Annotated in this window: 18 protein-coding genes; 17 read left to right on the top strand and 1 reads right to left on the bottom strand. The window is 62.8% G+C overall.

What is annotated here, in order from left to right:
* The 9 genes from EN993_RS17210 to EN993_RS17170 form a co-directional block, all read left to right on the top strand.
* The coding region (locus tag EN993_RS17210) for a radical SAM protein (protein ID WP_127264288.1) at nt 1-616 on the top strand (616 nt) is incomplete at its 5' end.
* Nucleotides 617-700: 84 nt separating this feature from the next.
* Nucleotides 701-1,693, top strand: a complete 993-nt coding sequence (locus EN993_RS17205) for a PhoH family protein (RefSeq protein ID WP_023758127.1) — start codon at nt 701-703, stop codon at nt 1,691-1,693.
* Nucleotides 1,694-1,711: 18 nt separating this feature from the next.
* Nucleotides 1,712-2,212 carry an rRNA maturation RNase YbeY gene (ybeY, locus tag EN993_RS17200; RefSeq protein ID WP_127264287.1) on the top strand — a complete coding sequence of 167 codons (501 nt, stop codon included), beginning with the start codon at nt 1,712-1,714 and terminating at the stop codon, nt 2,210-2,212.
* 27 nt (nt 2,213-2,239) lie between these two features.
* A complete protein-coding gene (locus EN993_RS17195; protein ID WP_109666361.1) occupies nt 2,240-3,331 on the top strand; it encodes a hemolysin family protein in 1,092 nt (363 codons plus the stop codon).
* A 16-nt stretch (nt 3,332-3,347) separates the two neighbouring features.
* Complete coding sequence (locus tag EN993_RS17190) at nt 3,348-3,818, top strand: VOC family protein (protein WP_127264285.1); 471 nt, start codon at nt 3,348-3,350, stop codon at nt 3,816-3,818.
* A gap of 103 nt (nt 3,819-3,921) precedes the next feature.
* Complete coding sequence (gene lnt, locus EN993_RS17185) at nt 3,922-5,514, top strand: apolipoprotein N-acyltransferase (protein WP_127264283.1); 1,593 nt, start codon at nt 3,922-3,924, stop codon at nt 5,512-5,514.
* A 140-nt stretch (nt 5,515-5,654) separates the two neighbouring features.
* A complete protein-coding gene (locus EN993_RS17180; protein WP_023811410.1) occupies nt 5,655-6,074 on the top strand; it encodes a helix-turn-helix domain-containing protein in 420 nt (139 codons plus the stop codon).
* A gap of 169 nt (nt 6,075-6,243) precedes the next feature.
* Nucleotides 6,244-7,509 carry a methionine adenosyltransferase gene (metK, locus tag EN993_RS17175; RefSeq protein WP_109666370.1) on the top strand — a complete coding sequence of 422 codons (1,266 nt, stop codon included), beginning with the start codon at nt 6,244-6,246 and terminating at the stop codon, nt 7,507-7,509.
* A gap of 23 nt (nt 7,510-7,532) precedes the next feature.
* Nucleotides 7,533-8,234, top strand: a complete 702-nt coding sequence (locus EN993_RS17170; protein WP_127264281.1) for a tRNA (guanosine(46)-N(7))-methyltransferase TrmB — start codon at nt 7,533-7,535, stop codon at nt 8,232-8,234.
* 50 nt (nt 8,235-8,284) lie between these two features.
* On the opposite strand, the gene EN993_RS17165 is transcribed toward EN993_RS17170, so the two are convergent.
* Nucleotides 8,285-8,449 carry a hypothetical protein gene (locus EN993_RS17165; RefSeq protein ID WP_082525350.1) on the bottom strand — a complete coding sequence of 55 codons (165 nt, stop codon included), beginning with the start codon at nt 8,447-8,449 and terminating at the stop codon, nt 8,285-8,287.
* A gap of 287 nt (nt 8,450-8,736) precedes the next feature.
* Between EN993_RS17165 and rimP the strand changes: the two genes are divergently transcribed.
* The 8 genes from rimP to rpsO all read left to right on the top strand — a co-directional run bounded on the left by rimP (nt 8,737) and on the right by rpsO (nt 17,526).
* On the top strand, nt 8,737-9,384 hold the full coding sequence (gene rimP / locus EN993_RS17160; protein ID WP_127264279.1) for a ribosome maturation factor RimP: 648 nt from the start codon (nt 8,737-8,739) through the stop codon (nt 9,382-9,384).
* A gap of 49 nt (nt 9,385-9,433) precedes the next feature.
* A complete protein-coding gene (nusA, locus tag EN993_RS17155) occupies nt 9,434-11,029 on the top strand; it encodes a transcription termination factor NusA (RefSeq protein WP_109666377.1) in 1,596 nt (531 codons plus the stop codon).
* A gap of 38 nt (nt 11,030-11,067) precedes the next feature.
* Nucleotides 11,068-11,718, top strand: coding sequence for an RNA-binding protein (locus EN993_RS17150; RefSeq protein ID WP_126067593.1), 651 nt, complete (start codon nt 11,068-11,070; stop codon nt 11,716-11,718).
* On the top strand, nt 11,715-14,288 hold the full coding sequence (gene infB / locus EN993_RS17145) for a translation initiation factor IF-2 (protein WP_126067594.1): 2,574 nt from the start codon (nt 11,715-11,717) through the stop codon (nt 14,286-14,288). The genes EN993_RS17150 and infB overlap by 4 nt, the downstream gene beginning before the upstream one ends.
* Nucleotides 14,289-14,414: 126 nt before the next feature.
* Nucleotides 14,415-14,840: a 30S ribosome-binding factor RbfA gene (gene rbfA, locus EN993_RS17140; protein ID WP_109666384.1), complete on the top strand. Its 426-nt coding sequence runs from the start codon at nt 14,415-14,417 to the stop codon at nt 14,838-14,840.
* Nucleotides 14,840-15,835: a tRNA pseudouridine(55) synthase TruB gene (gene truB / locus EN993_RS17135; RefSeq protein WP_127264277.1), complete on the top strand. Its 996-nt coding sequence runs from the start codon at nt 14,840-14,842 to the stop codon at nt 15,833-15,835. Before rbfA ends, truB begins: the two co-directional genes overlap by 1 nt.
* Nucleotides 15,836-15,979: 144 nt before the next feature.
* On the top strand, nt 15,980-17,074 hold the full coding sequence (corA, locus tag EN993_RS17130) for a magnesium/cobalt transporter CorA (RefSeq protein ID WP_127264275.1): 1,095 nt from the start codon (nt 15,980-15,982) through the stop codon (nt 17,072-17,074).
* A 77-nt stretch (nt 17,075-17,151) separates the two neighbouring features.
* On the top strand, nt 17,152-17,526 hold the full coding sequence (gene rpsO / locus EN993_RS17125; protein ID WP_274533684.1) for a 30S ribosomal protein S15: 375 nt from the start codon (nt 17,152-17,154) through the stop codon (nt 17,524-17,526).
* Nucleotides 17,527-17,810: the final 284 nt, after the last annotated feature.

The raw sequence follows: 17,810 nt of genomic DNA, 5'->3' as shown, positions 1-17,810 counted from the left end.
CTACACCACCAGCCACCCGCGCGACATGGATGACGAACTCATCGCCGCCCATCGCGATCTGCCGGCGCTGATGCCCTATCTGCATCTGCCGGTGCAATCGGGGTCCGACCGCATCCTCAAGGCGATGAATCGCCGGCACACGGCGAAGGATTATCTGGCGCTGCTCGATCGCATCCGCACCGCCCGGCCTGACATCGCACTTTCCGGCGACTTCATCGTTGGCTTTCCCGGTGAGACAGAAGCGGATTTCGAAGCGACCATGGAACTGATGCGCCAGGTGAACTACGCCTCGGCCTTCTCGTTCAAATATTCGCCTCGTCCCGGCACGCCGGGCGCCGAAATGCCCGATCATGTGCCGGAAACAGTCAAGGATGAGCGCCTGCAGCGGCTGCAGGCTCTGCTTGTGAAACAGCAGCAGGATTTCGGCTTGAGCCTCGTCGGCAGCACCATCGACACGCTGATCGAGAAGCCCGGCCGTCAGGCTGGCCAGAAGGTCGGCCGCTCGCCCTGGCTGCAGCCGGTTATTGTTGATGAAAAGGCCGGCGAAATCGGTGACATTATCCAGGTGCGAATCACGAAGACAGGTTACAATAGCCTGTTCGCCGAATTGGCCTGAGGGGTCTCGGCAGATGAGGAGAGACGGTTGAGCGCAGCAGAGCTGAAGAACCTGCCCCCGGTACCGGCATCTGGGGCTTCTGACATGGCGCACATCGTTCTGACTTTCGACAACAACAAGCTTGCCAGCGCCCTCTACGGTCAGTTCGACGAAAACCTCGCCAGGCTTGAGCAGAAGCTGGGCGTCGACATCCGCTCGCGCGGTAACCAATTGACCATCAAGGGCTCGGCGTCAGCCGCCGAGCAGGCGCGCCGTGCGCTCGACAATCTCTACGGCATTCTCCAGAAGGGCGTCGATATAGGCCAGTCCGACGTCGACGGCGCCGTGCGCATGGCGATCGCCGCCGATGACCAGCTGACCTTGCCCACGCTGGAACGCAAGGGCAAGGTCTCCGCCGCCCAGATCGCCACCCGCAAGAAGACGATCTATGCCCGCTCGCTGAACCAGGACGCCTATATGCGGGCGCTGGAACGGTCGGAACTGGTGTTCGGCATCGGCCCGGCCGGCACCGGCAAGACCTATCTGGCGGTGGCGCATGCGGCCATGCTGCTTGAGCGCGGCATGGTCGAGCGCATCATTCTCTCGCGGCCGGCGGTCGAGGCCGGCGAGCGGCTCGGCTTTCTGCCGGGCGACATGAAGGAGAAGGTCGATCCCTATCTGCGGCCGCTCTATGACGCGCTCTACGACATGATGCCGGCCGACAAGGTCGAGCGCGCCATTGCCGCCGAAGTGATCGAGATAGCGCCGCTCGCCTTCATGCGCGGCCGCACGCTGGCGCATGCCGCCGTCATCCTCGACGAGGCCCAGAACACCACGCCGATGCAGATGAAGATGTTCCTGACCCGTCTCGGCGAGAACTCGCGCATGATCGTCACCGGCGATCCGACCCAGATCGACCTTCCCTCGAACACCAAATCGGGCCTGGTCGAAGCCTTGCGGGTGCTGGACGGCGTGGCAGGCGCGGTCACCGTGCGCTTCAACGATGGCGACGTGGTTCGCCATCCGCTGGTGGCGGAAATCGTCAGGGCCTACGACCGGGACGCCAAACTGGCGCGCGGCCTCGGCGCCGAGAATTGATCTTGACGATGCGGCTTCATGCCTGAGGACATAAGATCCGGCGGCGGGAATGTTCCCGTCGACATCGATATATCGATCGAAGCGGGCAACTGGCCCGATGAGGCAAGCCTGACGCGGCTGGTCGACCGCGCTGTCACGGCTGCTTTTGCCGAAACCGGCGTGGCGGGCCGTTCCGAACTCAGCCTCGTTTTTTCCGACGATGTCCATATCCGTACCCTCAACGCTGGCTGGCGCGGCAAGGACAAGCCGACCAACGTCTTGTCTTTCCCGGCTTTTCCGCTGGCGCAAGGCGGCCCGCTGCCGCCGATGCTCGGCGATATCGTGCTGGCCGCCGAGACGGTCGCGCGTGAAGCGGCACTGGAAGACAAGCCTGTCGAGAACCATATCACCCATCTCGTCATCCACGGCCTGCTGCACTTGCTGGGCTACGATCACGAGACCGACACTGAGGCCGAGGCGATGGAGGCCATCGAACGCGCAGCGCTCGCAAGGCTTGCCATTCCCGATCCCTACGCGTAACTACATCTGACAATTGACCGGACGACGATGAACGACAAACCAGATACTGCCGCCCGCCCCGACGCCGGCAGTGCGACCAAGGCTTCCGATACGTCGGAAGAGGGATCAAGTCCGAGTACCGTTACCCCTGGTGCTGCCAGCGTCGGCAGCGCTGCCAGCGACACATCGCCTGCTGGTCCCTCCCTGTTCGACCGCGTTTTGGGCCTGTTTCGGCAACGCAACGGAACCAGCCTGCGTGAGGAAATTGCCGGCGCGCTTGCCGAAACGACGAGCGATGCCGAATCCTTCTCGCCCGGCGAACGCGCCATGCTCAACAACATCCTGCGGCTGCGCGAGGTGCGCGTCGAGGACGTCATGGTGCCGCGGGCCGACATCCAGGGGGTCGAGATCACGACGACGCTTGGCGATCTCCTGGGCACCTTCGAACAATCCGGCCATTCACGCATGCCGGTCTATTCCGAGACGCTCGATGATCCGCGCGGCATGGTCCATATCCGTGACGTGCTGGCCCACATCACCAAGATCGCGCGCGTCAAGAAGGGCCGCACGACCAGGAAAACCCCGGCCGCCATGGTTCTCGACCTCGCCCAGGTCGACCTCGCGCGCACCATTGGCGACCTCAATCTGATCCGCCCGGTGCTGTTCGTGCCGCCGTCGATGCTTGCCTCCGATCTGATGGGCCGCATGCAGACGACGCGCACGCAGATGGCGCTGGTCATTGATGAATATGGCGGCACCGACGGCCTTGCCTCGCTGGAGGACATCGTCGAGATGGTGGTCGGCGACATCGAGGACGAGCATGACGACGACGAGCCGATGATCACCCAGAGCGGTGACGGCGTGTTCATCGTCGACGGCAAGGCCGAGATCGACGATGTTGCCAAGATGATCGGCGAGGATTTCGCCGCCGGCGAACATGGCGAATATGTCGACACCATCGGCGGCATGATCTTCAACACGCTTGGCCGCGTTCCGGCGCGCGGCGAGGTGGTGCAGGCGATACCCGGCTTCGAGTTCCACGTGCTCGACGCCGATCCGCGCCGCGTCAAGCGCGTGCGCATCGTGCAGAGCCAGAAGGGCGAGCGCCGCCGCCGCGCCGCGCGCACCGAGCAGGCATGAGCGTTACGCTCGCCCGATGACTGTCGACGACCCGTTCAAGCATCCCAGTCTGGGCTCCGGTGTTTTCTATAAGGACCCTCGTGCCGCGCTGGACTGGCTTGAAGCAGCCTTCGGCTTCGCGCGCAGCATGGTGGTCAGCGATGCCGAGGGCAGACTTGTTCACGCCGAGATGCGGTTCGGCGACAGCTACATCATCGTCGATTCCGAATGGGCCGATTATGTCGCCAGCCCGGCTTCGGTCTCGGGCAAGAACACGCAATCGGTCTATGTCAGACTGAAGGATAGCATCGACGCACATTGCGAGCAGGCTCGGGCCGCCGGCGCCGATATAATCCAGGAGCCGACAGATCAGTTCTACGGCGAGCGCCAGTATCGGGCGCGCGATCCCGAGGGCCATGTCTGGACCTTCACGCAGACCATCCGTTCGGTTCCGCGCGAGGAGGCCGAGCGGCTGGGCGGTGTTCAAATCGACGGCTGGCACCGGTAGGGCGGTGACCGGGGCTTGCGTCACGGCTTGCCATCCGGCGTTTGGAGCGCGGACCGCGGCCTGTTAAATCTTGCGTCCTGATTCGCGCGACTCGGAAGTATGCATGGAGCGCCTGGCCGGCCGGATAATTCTGCTTTGGGGTTGGCGGCGCGCGCTCGTGGCGTTTCTCGCAGGCGCTTTTGCCGTGCTTGGGCAGGCGCCCTACGATTTCTTCGCCGCCTGTTTCATCTCGTTTCCGCTGCTGGTCTGGCTGCTCGACGGCGCCACCGGTGAAGCCTCCGGCAGCCTGTTCCGGCGCCTGCGGCCGGCCTTCGCCGTCGGCTGGTGGTTCGGCTTCGGCTATTTCCTTGCCGGCCTCTGGTGGATCGGCTCGGCCCTGCTGGTTGAGGCCGACAGCTTCGCCTGGGCGCTTCCCTTCGCGGTGGTCGGCATTCCCTTCATGCTCGCCTTTTTCTACGGCTTTGCGGCCATGGTTGCCCGCCTGCTGTGGAGCAGCGATATCGGCCGCATCGCCGCCCTTGCCTTCGGCTTCGGGCTGACGGAGTGGCTGCGCGGCTTCCTGTTCACCGGTTTTCCCTGGAATGCCGTCGGCTACGCGGCCATGCCCGTGCCCTTGCTGATGCAGAGCGTCTCGGTGACCGGGATGATCGGCATGAACGCGCTCGCTGTGTTCGTTTTCGCGCTGCCGGCGCTGCTGGCCGCGCGCCGGCATCTTCGCCTCGGCGCGGCGCTGTTTGTCGTGCTTGCCGCTGCCCATGTCGGCTTCGGCTATGTCAGGCTTGCCGCTCCCGAGAAACCGGCGGCGCGCAGCCTGGACGTCCGCATCGTGCAGCCGGCCGTGGACCTGTCGGAAAAGTGGGACGCCTCGGTGCGCGACCGTATCTTCGCCACCTTGATAGGGCTGTCGGCCAAGGCGCCGGACCCTGGCCATGAAAAGCCGCAACTGATCCTGTGGCCCGAAACCTCGGTGCCGTTCCTCTTCACCGAGCGTCCGGACGCATTGACGGCACTGGGCGACATGCTCGGACCTGGCCAGATGCTGATCGCCGGCGTCGTCCGCGAGGAAGGCGGCTCGGCCGCGAATGCCGACAGCCGCTATTACAACTCCGTGGTGGCGATCGACGACAAGGGTGAAATCACTGACGCTGTCGACAAGGTTCATCTGGTGCCGTTCGGCGAATACCTGCCTTTCTCCGACCTGCTCGAGCGTTTCGGCATCGAGCAGCTGGTTGCCGGGCCGATGACGTTCGCGGCCGGCAATGAGCGGCACGCCATCACCCTGCCTGACGGCATCAGCGCACTGCCATTTATCTGTTATGAGGTGATCTTTCCCGATCTGGTGGCAGTTGACGCAACGTCAGCACAGCTTATTGTGAACGTCACCAATGATGCGTGGTTCGGCGACACGCCGGGTCCGTATCAGCATTTCAGGCAGGCCCAGATCCGTGCGGTGGAGAATGGATTGCCATTGCTGCGTGCTGCCAACAACGGCATCTCGGCCGTCGTTGATCCGCGCGGCCGCATCGTTGATGCGCTGGCTATCGACGCCCGCGGCGCCATCGATGCCCATGTCCCGATTTCCGAACAGGCGGTCATATCTCCCGGCCAACGGCGCATTAACGGAATGCTGATCATGTTGCTGTTTGCCATCGCCGCCACATTGTTGAACGTAAGGCAAAGGCTACGGGTGAATTGACAGCCTACACATTAGAAACTCATACTGTAAGCGCCTGAAATTTCTCGAAGCCGGTTGATCATTCTGTTGGGGCAGTTGCCTCCGGCTTCGTTTGGGCAGGAAAAAAATAGAGAAAGCCGAAAAAATTCGGCGAGGAAAAAATGACAGAAGACAACAAGAAGAAACCGAATCCGATTGATATCCATGTCGGCAGTCGCATCCGGCTTCGCCGCAACATGCTGGGAATGAGCCAGGAAAAGCTGGGAGAAAACCTCGGCATCACATTTCAACAGATTCAGAAATATGAAAAGGGCACCAACCGCGTCGGCGCCAGCCGTCTGCAGGCGATCGCGTCCATACTCGGCGTGCCTGTCGCCTTCTTTTTCGAGGATGCGCCCGGCCAGGAGCCCGTGGCGGGCCGTGGATTTGCCGAGGATGCGTCGATGGCTTTCGCCGTTGAATTCTGCGGCAGTCCGGAAGGACTCCAGCTCAACCGGGCCTTTGTCAAGATCGCCGACGCCAAGGTGCGCCGCAGGATCATAGACCTGGTCAAGTCCCTCTCCACGGACGATCCCGACTGATCCGCAATCACGCCAGAGCCGGCGGCGTGTTGCCGCCGGTGGCACAAGATAACTGCATCGACATTCATGCCAGAGCCGAAGCACCGCTTGACGAGCGGCGCTTCGCCCCGCTAACACGTGGCGCGCCAAAATCGGCAGCCTGCCGATCGTTTTTCAAGAGGGGACACCCGTGACGCGGCAGAACTACTTCTTTACCTCGGAATCCGTTGCCGAGGGCCATCCCGACAAAGTCTGTGACCGGATTTCCGACGAGATCGTCGATCTGGTCTATCGCGAAGCCAAGAAGACCGGCATGGACCCGTGGAAAGTCCGTGTCGCCTGCGAGACGCTGGCCACCACCAACCGAGTCGTCATCGCCGGCGAAGTGCGTGTTCCCGACACGCTGCTCAAGAAGGACAAGGCCGGCAATATTCTCAAGGATGCCGCCGGGCATTCGGTCGTCAATCCGGCCAAGTTCAAGTCGGTCGCCCGCAAGGCGATCCGCGAAATCGGCTATGAGCAGGCCGGCTTCCACTGGAAAACGGCGAAGATCGAGGTCCTGCTGCACGGCCAGTCGCCGGATATCGGCCAGGGCGTCGACAATGCCTCCGACCGTCAGGGCGAAGAGGGTGCCGGCGACCAGGGCATCATGTTCGGTTATGCCTGCCGCGAGACGCCGGATCTGATGCCTGCGCCGATCTACTACAGCCACAAGATTCTCGAACTGCTGGCTGCCGCCCGTCACGAGGGCAGCGGTGAAGCCGGCAAGCTAGGGCCGGACGCCAAGAGCCAGGTCACCGTTCGCTATGTCGACGGCAAGGCCGCCGAGGCGACGCAGATCGTGCTGTCCACACAGCATCTCGATGCGAGCTGGGATTCGAAGAAGGTCCGCAAGGTCGTCGAACCCTATATCCGCGAGGCGCTGGGCGACCTCAAGATCGCCGACAACTGCATGTGGTACATCAACCCGACCGGCAAGTTCGTCATTGGCGGGCCGGACGGTGATGCCGGCCTGACCGGCCGCAAGATCATCGTCGACACCTATGGTGGTGCCGCACCGCATGGCGGCGGCGCCTTCTCCGGCAAGGACACCACCAAGGTCGATCGCTCGGCGGCCTATGCGGCACGCTATCTGGCCAAGAACGTCGTGGCGGCGAAACTCGCCGACCGCTGCACCATCCAGCTTTCCTACGCCATCGGCGTTGCCCAGCCGCTGTCGGTCTATGTCGACCTGCACGGCACCGGCAAGGTCGACGAGGCAAAGCTCGAGGAGGCGCTGCGCACCGTGATGGATCTGTCGCCGTCCGGCATCCGCCGCCATCTCGATCTCAACAAGCCAATCTATGCCAAGACGTCGTCCTACGGCCATTTCGGCCGTAAGGCCGGCCGCGACGGGTCTTTTTCCTGGGAAAAGACCGATCTCGCCAAGGCGCTCAAGGATGCGGTCGCCGCCTGACAGCGGCGCCGCAGAGTCCCGCCATGGACCCGAAGGACAGACCAAGCCGTGCGACCGAAGCCTTCTTCGGTCGCCGGCGTGGCAAGACCATGCGTCCGCAGCAGGCGGCAGCACTGGAAAGCGGCTTCGGCACATACCGTCTCGATCTGACGGCCGAACCGCCGGCCGATCTGCGCACTCTGTTTGAAGCCGATGTTGGCGCGGTTCGCCTCGAGATCGGCTTCGGCGGCGGCGAACATCTCCTGCATCGCGCGACCGAGGCGCCTTCGATCGGCTTTATCGGCGTCGAGCCCTTCGTCAACGGCATGGCCAAGATGATGATGGCGGTGCGCGAGAAGTCGCTCGCCAATCTGCGGGTTTATGACGACGACGCCACCAGGCTGCTCGACTGGCTGCCGCAAGCCTCGCTCGACGGCATCGATCTGCTCTATCCCGATCCTTGGCCGAAGAAGAAGCACTGGAAGCGGCGCTTCGTCAGCCCGGTCAATCTCGAGCGGTTCGCGCGTGTGCTGAAGCCGGGCTCAAAATTCCGCTTTGCGTCCGATATCGACACTTATGTCAACTGGACCTTGCTGCATTGCCGTGCGCATGGCGCGTTCGCGTGGCAGGCTTCGGAGGCGGCGGACTGGCACCGGCCTTATGATGGCTGGCCGGGCACGCGTTACGAGGCGAAGGCCATTCGTGAGGGGCGGCGGCCGGCCTATCTCACTTTCGTCAGAACATAGGCCCACGGCGCACCAGCTTTGCAAAGGCGGGTGTCATCCACTCGCCAGGTTCAAAAACGGCCGATCCTGTTGAAGACAGCCGGGTCCATTCCGAGCTTGCGCAAGTCGTCGGCGCGCGGCTTGCGGCCCGCTTCCACGGCACGCGAGGCGGCGACCGCGCTGCCAAATGTCGTGAAGAGTTCGCCTATGGCGGATAAGATCTTGCGGTTGGTCATGGACATGCCCTTTCGGTGCCGTGTCGTGCAATCATCTTTGTGCGATGCACCATAAATGGGGACGCAACGGCAAAGCTCACAGGGGTTTCGCCGCATGGAGGCCATGCGTCTGGCGCAACACTGGCGCCGCACGGCTTTTGTTCGGACTGCACGGCGGGCTTGAAACACCTGCCATGATCGTTTATATCAGCCTCAAATTCTTGGTCGGTATGACGAAGAGTGGGTCCACCCGGTCCCGCTCTTTTTTATTACCTGCCGATAACTTCGGGTAGAACGACAGGGTTTCAATGACTGCAACGGCAAGCGAGGGCGACGATCGCATCATCCGCGAAAGCGGCATCGATGCGCGCATCGCGCTGATCGTCCAGCCGGTTCTGCGTGGCATCGGCTTCCGCCTCGTGCGGGTGCATCTGTCGGGCCAGAACGGGCTGACGCTGCAGATCATGGCCGAGCGCGAGGACGGCACCATGACCGTCGAGGATTGCGAAGAGGTCAGCCGCGCGGTGTCGCCGGCGCTCGACGTCGATGATCCGATCGAAAAGGCCTATCACCTCGAAGTCTCGTCGCCCGGCATCGACCGGCCGCTGGTCCGCAAATCGGATTTCACGACCTGGACCGGTCATCTGGTCAAGATGGAAACATCGATCGTCGTTGCCGACCGCAAGCGATTCAAGGGCAAGATCGTCGAGGCCGGTGAAGACGATGTGCTGATCGAGCGCGAAAAGGCCGCCTATGGCGAGGAGCCGACGGTGCGGGTCCCCTATGACGCAATTTCCGAAACGCGCCTGATCCTGACCGACGATCTCATCCGAGACGCCCTGTCGAAGGACAACAGGGCGCGCAAGGAAGCCAAAAGACACCGCGGTGAACCGGATGATGACGTGCCCCAGGGTGCGGAAGCGGACGCCACGGAAGAAGACGAACAGGAACTATGATTGAGCTGCCGGGCGCAAAGGTCCGGCAAACAGGCTCGGGAGAAAAACGATGGTTGTAAGCGCCAACAGACTTGAACTGCTGCAGATCGCCGACGCGGTTGCGCGTGAAAAGTCGATCGACAAGTCGATCGTCATCGCCGCCATGGCCGATGCGATCCAGAAGGCGGCGCGCTCGCGTTATGGCCAGGAAACCAACATCCGCGCCGACATCAACCCGAACACCGGCGAGATGAAGCTGCAGCGGCTGATGGAAGTGGTCGAGAAGGTCGATGACTACGCCACGCAGATCGCCATTTCCTCGGCCCGCGAGCGCAATCCCGACGCCCAGCTCGGCGATTTCATCGCCGAACAGCTGCCACCGATGGATTTCGGCCGCATCGCCGCCCAGTCGGCCAAGCAGGTCATCGTGCAGAAGGTGCGCGAGGCCGAACGCGACCGTCAGTATGACGAATACAAGGACCGCATCGGCGAAATCGTCAACGGCACCGTCAAGCGCGTCGAATACGGCAACGTCATCGTCGACCTTGGCCGAGGCGAAGCGATCATCCGCCGCGACGAACTGATCCCGCGCGAAAATTACAAATATGGCGACCGCGTCCGCGCCTACGTTTACGACGTGCGCCGTGAGCAGCGCGGCCCGCAGATCTTCCTGTCGCGAACCCATCCGCAGTTCATGGCCAAACTGTTCACCATGGAAGTGCCGGAAATCTATGACGGCATCATCGAGATCAAGGCCGTCGCCCGCGACCCGGGCTCGCGCGCCAAGATCGCCGTCATCTCGCGCGACAGCTCGATCGATCCTGTCGGCGCCTGCGTTGGTATGCGCGGCAGCCGCGTCCAGGCCGTCGTCGGCGAATTGCAGGGCGAGAAGATCGACATCATTCCGTGGTCGCCTTCGGCCGCGTCCTTCATCGTCAACGCGCTGCAGCCGGCGGAAGTCGCCAAGGTCGTGCTCGATGAGGATGCCGAACGCATCGAAGTCGTGGTTCCCGACGACCAGCTGTCGCTGGCCATCGGCCGCCGCGGCCAGAACGTGCGGCTCGCTTCGCAGCTGACCGGCTGGGATATCGACATCCTGACCGAGGCCGAAGAATCCGAGCGTCGCCAGAAGGAATTCGTCGAGCGTTCGTCGCTGTTCATGGAAGCCCTCGACGTCGACGAGATGGTCGGCCAGGTGCTTGCCTCCGAAGGCTTCACCAGCGTCGAGGAAGTCGCTTATGTCGATTCCGGCGAGATCGCCTCGATCGACGGTTTCGATGAAGACACCGCTTCGGAAATCCAGACCCGCGCCCGCGAATATCTGGAGAAGATCGAGGCCGAGCACGACGACAAGCGCAAGGCGCTCGGCGTCTCGGACGAATTGCGCGAAATCCCCGGCGTCACCACCGCCATGATGGTGACGCTCGGCGAAGACGGCGTGAAGACGATCGAGGACTTCGCCGGCTATGCCGCCGATGACCTCACCGGCTGGAAGGAACGCAAAGACGGCGAAACCAAGGTATTCCCCGGTGTGCTGGCCAATCACGGCGTCGCGCGTGCCGATGCCGAGCAGATGGTTCTGGCTGCCCGCCTCAAGGCCGGCTGGATCACCGAAGACGAGCTTGCGGCCGAAGAAGTCTCGGCTGACGAAGCCGTTGGTGCGTGAGGTGAAACCGCATCGCACCGAACCCGCCCTTGGACGAGATGAACGATCGCACCTGCATCGTTACGCGCAAACAAGCCGAACCGGATGAACTGATCCGTTTCGTCGTCGGCCCGGATTCGGCCGTCGTTCCCGACATCAAGAGAAATCTGCCCGGCCGCGGTTGCTGGGTGAGCGCCGACCGCCTACATATCGACAAGGCTGCGGCGAAGAACCTCTTTGCCCGCGCCTTCAAGGCACAGGTGGTCGTGCCGCCTGATCTTGGCGGCATGGTCGACGGGCTGCTTTCCAGACACGCTCTGGGCATGCTTGGTCTGGCCCGCAAGGCAGGCGCAATTTCGCTTGGTGCTACCAAGGTCGAGAGCGCGGTGCGCGGCGGATTGGCGCTTTTCGTGCTGCACGCGACCGAGGCGTCCGACGACGGCGTGCGCAAGATCAGCCAGGCGCGACGGGCGACAGTCCATCTCGGCGGGCCCGCTATCCTTGCCTACAAACTTTTCTCCGAGGCCGAGTTGAGCTTGGCATTGGGGGGTACAAATGTGATACATGCTGCCGTTCTCGCGGGAGACGCGGGCAGGGCGGTCCAGAAGCGCATGGTTGCGCTCGACCGGTATCGGGGCGGTTCCCCGGACGATCTGGCAATGCTTGCGGCTGTTGCTGACGAAGATGATGCCGCAGAGGATATGGAATGAGCGATACGAAATCGGGTGACGACAATACGCTGAGTGTGACGCCGAAGAAGACCTTGACGCTGAAGCGCCCCGGTATGGAACAGGGCACTGTGCGCCAGAACTTCTCGCACGGCCGCACCAAGCAGGTCGTCGTCGAAACCAAGAAGCGCAAGTTCTCGATGCCCGGCGACAAGCCGGAGCCGGTTGCCGCCCCCGTCTTCACACCGAAGCCGCCGGTTGTGGCCGCGCCCGTCGTGCAGGAAGCACCGAAGGCGCCGCCACCTCCGCCCCCGCCGGCCCCGGTCGAGCGCAGCGGCATGGTGCTGAACGAGCTGTCGCGCAGTGAAATGGAGGCGCGCCGCAGGGCGCTTGAAGGCTCCAAGGTGCGCGAGGTCGAGGACCGTCAGCGCGCCGCCGAGGACGCCAAGCGCCGTGCCGAGGACGAAGAGCGCCGCAAGCGCGAACGCGATGAATCCGCACGCCGCCAAGCCGAGGAAGAGGCGCGGTTGCAGACCGAGGCCGAGTCTCGCCGTCGGGCCGAGGAAGAGGCACGCCGCCGCGCGCCGCTGACCGCCGAACTGGCAACAGTCGACGATGAGGAAGAGGTCAAGCCGAAGCGGGTTGGTGCCGGTGCACCGGTGCGCCGTCCGGTCACGCCCGAAGTGGCGCGTCCGGCCAAGCCGACCAAGAGCGAGGAAGACCGCCGCCGTGGCAAGCTGACGCTGAATTCAGCATTGTCCGACGAAGACGCGCGGGCCCGTTCGCTGTCGTCGATGCGTCGCCGCCAGGAAAAATTCAAGCGCGCGATGCATAATGAGCCGCGCGAGAAAGTCATGCGCGAAGTGATCCTGCCCGAGACCATCACCATCCAGGAACTGGCGCAACGCATGTCCGAGCGCGCGGTCGACCTGGTCAAGTTCTTCATGAAGCAGGGACAGATCCTGAAGCCGGGCGACGTCATCGACGCCGATACGGCAGAGCTGGTCGCCACCGAATTCGGCCACACGGTCCGCCGCGTCGCCGAGTCCGACATCGAGGAAGGCCTATTCAACATCGCCGACAATGCCGAGGACCTGGTGGCGCGTCCGCCTGTCGTGACGATCATGGGCCACGTCGATCACGGCAAGACCTCGCTGCTCGACGCCATCCGCAACGCCAATGTCGTCTCCGGCGAAGCCGGTGGCATCACCCAGCATATCGGCGCCTACCAGGTCGAGAAGAATGGTCACAAGATCACCTTCATCGACACGCCCGGCCACGCCGCCTTCACGGCGATGCGTGCTCGTGGCGCGCAGGCGACCGACATTGCCATCCTGGTTGTGGCGGCCGACGACAGCGTCATGCCGCAGACGATCGAATCGATCAGCCATGCCAAGGCGGCCGGTGTTCCGATCATCGTGGCGATCAACAAGATCGACAAACATGATGCCGATCCGCAGAAGGTGCGCTCCGAACTGCTGCGCCACGAGGTCTTCGTCGAATCCATGGGCGGTGAAGTTCTGGACGTCGAAGTCTCGGCGACCAAGGGCACCAATCTCGACAAGCTGCTCGAGGCGATCCTGCTGCAGGCCGAAATTCTCGACCTGAAGGCCAATCCGGATCGTACTGCCGAGGGTGTCGTCATCGAAGCGCAGCTCGACAAGGGCCGTGGTCCCGTTGCCACCGTGCTGGTGCAGACTGGCACGCTGATGCCGGGCGACATCCTTGTTGCCGGCAACGAATGGGGCCGGGTGCGCGCGCTGGTCAACGATCGTGGCACGCAGATCAAGGAAGCGCCGCCGGCGATGCCAGTCGAAGTACTTGGCTTGCAGGGCACGCCGCAGGCCGGCGACCGCTTCGCAGTGGTCAACAACGAGGCCCGTGCCCGCGAGATCACCGAATATCGCCAGCGTCTGGCGCGTGAGAAGGCGGTTGCCAAGCATGCCGGCCAGCGCGGTTCACTCGAGCAGATGATGTCGCAGTTGCAGACGAGCGGGCTGAAGGAATTCCCGCTGGTCATCAAGGGCGACGTGCAGGGCTCGATCGAGGCGATCAACGCTGCGTTGGACAAGCTCGGCACCGACGAAGTGCGTGCGCGCATCGTCCATGCTGGCGCCGGCGCCATCACCGAAAGCGACGTGTCGCTGGCGGAGACCTCGGGTGCGGCGATCATCGGCTTCAACGTCCGCGCCAACGTCCAGGCGCGTGCCGCCGCAGCGGCGGCGGGCATCGAGATCCGCTACTACTCGATCATCTACAACCTTGTGGATGACGTGAAGGCGGCTCTGTCGGGCCTTCTGTCGCCGGAGCGTCGCGAGACCTTCATCGGCAATGCGCAGATCCTCGAGATCTTCGACATCACCAAGGTCGGCAAGATCGCCGGCTGCCGTGTCACCGAAGGCAAGGTCGAGCGCGGTGCGGGCGTGCGCCTGATCCGCGACAACGTCGTCATCCACGAGGGCACGCTGAAGACGCTGAAGCGCTTCAAGGACGAAGTTTCGGAAGTCCCCGGCGGCCAGGAATGCGGCATGGCCTTCCAGAACTACGAGGACATGCGCGTCGGCGACGTCATCGAGTGCTTCCGCGTGGAGATGGTGACCCGGACACTCTGAGTTCGAGTGATTTGTCCATACCGGGCGGCGGTCGAAAGACCGCCGCCCAAGGTCTATTGAGAATGACCCATATGAGACATGCGGCACGGTCCCATCCCGCGCCTCACGCTTTCAGGATTGAGAAAAATGCCCCGTCCAACCACATCCAGCCCATCCCAGCGCATGCTGCGCGTCGCCGAACAGGTGCGCCATGCGCTGTCCGAAACCCTGCAGCGCGGCGAGATCATCGATCCGCTGATCGAGAACACCGTGGTGTCGGTCTCGGAAGTGCGCATGTCGCCTGACCTCAAGGTCGCCACGGCTTTCGTCTCGCCGCTCGGCGCCAAGGATACCGATGCGGTGGTCGAGGCGCTGAACAAGCATGCGAAATTCGTCCGCGGCCGTGTCTCAGGCGCGCTGCGGCAGATGAAGTTCATGCCGGAGTTCCGCTTCAAGCTCGACACCTCCTTCGACAATTTCGCCAGGATCAACGACCTGTTGAAGTCGCCCGAGGTAGCACGCGATCTGGGTCCTGAGGACCAGGACAAAGACGACAACAAGGACACCGAATAGTGGCGCGCCGCGGCAAGAAGAAGGGCCGTCCGATCTCGGGCTGGCTGATCCTGGACAAGCCGGTCGGCATGGGTTCGACCGAAGCCGTCTCCAAGATCAAATGGCTGTTCCAGGCAGAAAAGGCCGGCCATGCCGGCACGCTCGATCCGCTGGCGTCCGGCATGCTGCCGATCGCGCTTGGCGAGGCCACCAAGACCGTGCCCTACGTGCAGGACGGCGCCAAGATCTACCGCTTCACCGTTTCCTGGGGACAGGAGCGTTCGACCGATGACCTCGAAGGTCCGGTGACGAAGGAGTCCGACCAGCGTCCAGCGGAAGCCGAGATCAAGGCGCTGCTGCCGAAATACACCGGCGTCATCATGCAGACGCCGCCGCAATTCTCGGCCATCAAGATCGCGGGCGAGCGCGCCTATGATCTGGCCCGCGACGGCGCGACAGTCGACATTCCGCCACGCGAGATCGAGATCGGTCGTTTGGACGTTGTCGAGCATAGCGCCGACCATACTGTTTTCGAGGTCGAATGCGGCAAGGGCACCTATGTGCGCTCGCTGGCCCGCGACATGGGCCGCGACATGGGCTGCTTCGGCCATATTTCAGAATTGCGCCGGGTCGAGGTCGAGCCGTTCACCCCGGAGGATTTCGTCACCATCGCCGAACTGGAAGCCGCTCGTTTCGGTGTGCAGGATGAAGACAGCTCGGACGCGACGGACGTCGCTGACACGACGGAAGCCGCTGACGCGGTGGAAGCACCGATCGACTTCGACGCCATCGATGCGCTTCTGGTCGATACATCGGCTGCCCTCGATTGCCTGCCGCAGATCGCCATCAGCGACGACGCTGCGACCAAGATCCGCCTTGGCAACCCGGTCATCATTCGCGGTCGCGATGCACCGGTGGAAGCCGAGGAAGCCTGCGCCACGGCGCGCGGCAAGCTGGTCGCCATCGGCGCCATCGAGCAAGGCATGTTCAAGCCCAAACGGGTCTTTGCCGGCTGACCCCTGTCGTCTAGAGCAATTCCAGGAAAAGTGTGAACGGTTTTCCGTTCGGAATTGCGTCAAAACAAAGAGTTAGAGTGGTTCGCCGTTTCCGTGAAACGGTGAACTGCTCTAATGTCGAGCCGGGACTCGCGCGAGGGGCACATGGCAAAGGCTGAGGCGATCAAGAAGCGGGCGCCGGTGAAAACAAGGCGGCCGCCGGTCGGTGCGTCGCCCGGCACGCTGATCGCCGACCCCTCGGCGCGGCGCAGCGAACTCAGGCTGACCCTGATCTCGCCGCAGAAATTCAAGACCATCGAAAACGCCAGCATCGACGACCTCAACACTCATTGCGACAAATGGCCGGTCCTCTGGCTCGACTGCACCGGCCTCGCCAACATTCCGCTGATCGAGGAGATCGGCCGCATTTTCAGCCTGCATCCGCTGGCGCTGGAGGACGTCGTCAACACCGGCCAGCGGCCGAAGGTCGATTTCTTCGAGGACCATGCCTTCGTCGTCGTCAGGATGATCGACGATGTCACGTCGCACCGCTATGAGCAGATTGCCGTCTTCTTCGGCAAAAACTTCGTCGTCACCTTTCAGGAACGTGAAGGCGATCCGTTCGATCCCGTACGCAAGCGCATCGAAAGCTCGGCGCCCAACCGGTTGCGTGCGCGGGGCGCCGACTATCTCGCCTATGCGCTGATCGATGCCGTCGTCGACAGTTATTTTCCGCCGATCGAGGCGGCTGGCGAGCTGGTCGACAGCATCGAGGACGAGATGCTGCATTCGACGCACAAGCATCAGATGCGGCAGCTGCATGAATTGCGGCGCGATGCCAATGTGCTGAAAGGCGTGCTGTGGCCGATGCGCGATGCGCTGGCGACGCTGATCCGCAACGACGTGCCCTATGTGAAGGCGGAAACCAAGATCTTTCTCAACGACACGCTCGACCATTCGCTCAGGCTGATCGAACTGGTCGAAACCCAGCGCGACATGCTGACCGGCCTGATCGAGATGCATCTGTCGCTGAGCCAGGCGCGCACCAACGACGTCATCAGCTATCTCACCATTGTCTCGGTCATCTTCATGCCGCTCACCTTCCTGGTCGGTATCTGGGGCATGAATTTCGATCCGGAGTCTTCGCCCTGGAACATGCCGGAACTGAAGGCCTATTACGGCTATCCCTTGTCGCTGCTGTTCATGGCGCTTGTCGCGTTCGGGTTGATCGCCTTCTTCAAATGGAAGAAATGGCTCTGACAAGGATAAATCAGGCCATTTCGGCCTGAAAAGCCGGCTTGTGAATTGGGCTGGTGTTTTCCGGGGAATTGCACTATATGCGCCGCAGCATAGCGCTAAGACGCTTTGCTTGCACCGGCCCCTGCTGGACGACATCCCGGCTGAGGGCGACCCGTTTCCTCAAACAGATAAGGAAAAACACGATGTCGATTACTGCCGAGCGCAAACAGGAATTGATGGGTGAATTCGCAACCGCCAAGGGCGACACCGGGTCTCCGGAAGTCCAGGTGGCCATCCTTTCCGAGCGCATCAAGAACCTGACCGACCATTTCAAGGACCACAAGAAGGATAACCATTCCCGCCGTGGTCTGCTCGCCCTCGTCTCCCAGCGCCGCAGCCTGCTTGATTATCTCAAGCGCAAGGACGACGCGCGCTACCAGACGTTGATCGAGAAGCTCGGTCTGCGCCGTTGACGAATTGACCGGCGGGCTTTCTTCGGAGAGCCCGCCGGTCGCGCATTCTGCCAGTCGTATCGGCTGGCCAGACCCGGTTTCGATCGTGCAGAGGGCACTCGAAACCGCCCATGGACGGTCATGGGGCAGGATTGCAGGACGCTCGCGCGCGCTCGCCGCGCCGAAATTACCCGAGCTTCCCGTTGTCTTGCCCGTGGCTGCCCGAGAAAGGAAGCCAGGGAAAGGGCATCCGCGCACCGTGAAACGGCGCGGCCCTTTCCTCATATTAAGGACAAGACATGTTC

The sequence above is a fragment of the Mesorhizobium sp. M7D.F.Ca.US.004.01.2.1 genome (genome assembly GCF_003997785.1).
Classification (GTDB): domain Bacteria; phylum Pseudomonadota; class Alphaproteobacteria; order Rhizobiales; family Rhizobiaceae; genus Mesorhizobium; species Mesorhizobium loti.
This window is presented reverse-complemented; position numbering and strand designations above follow the sequence as displayed.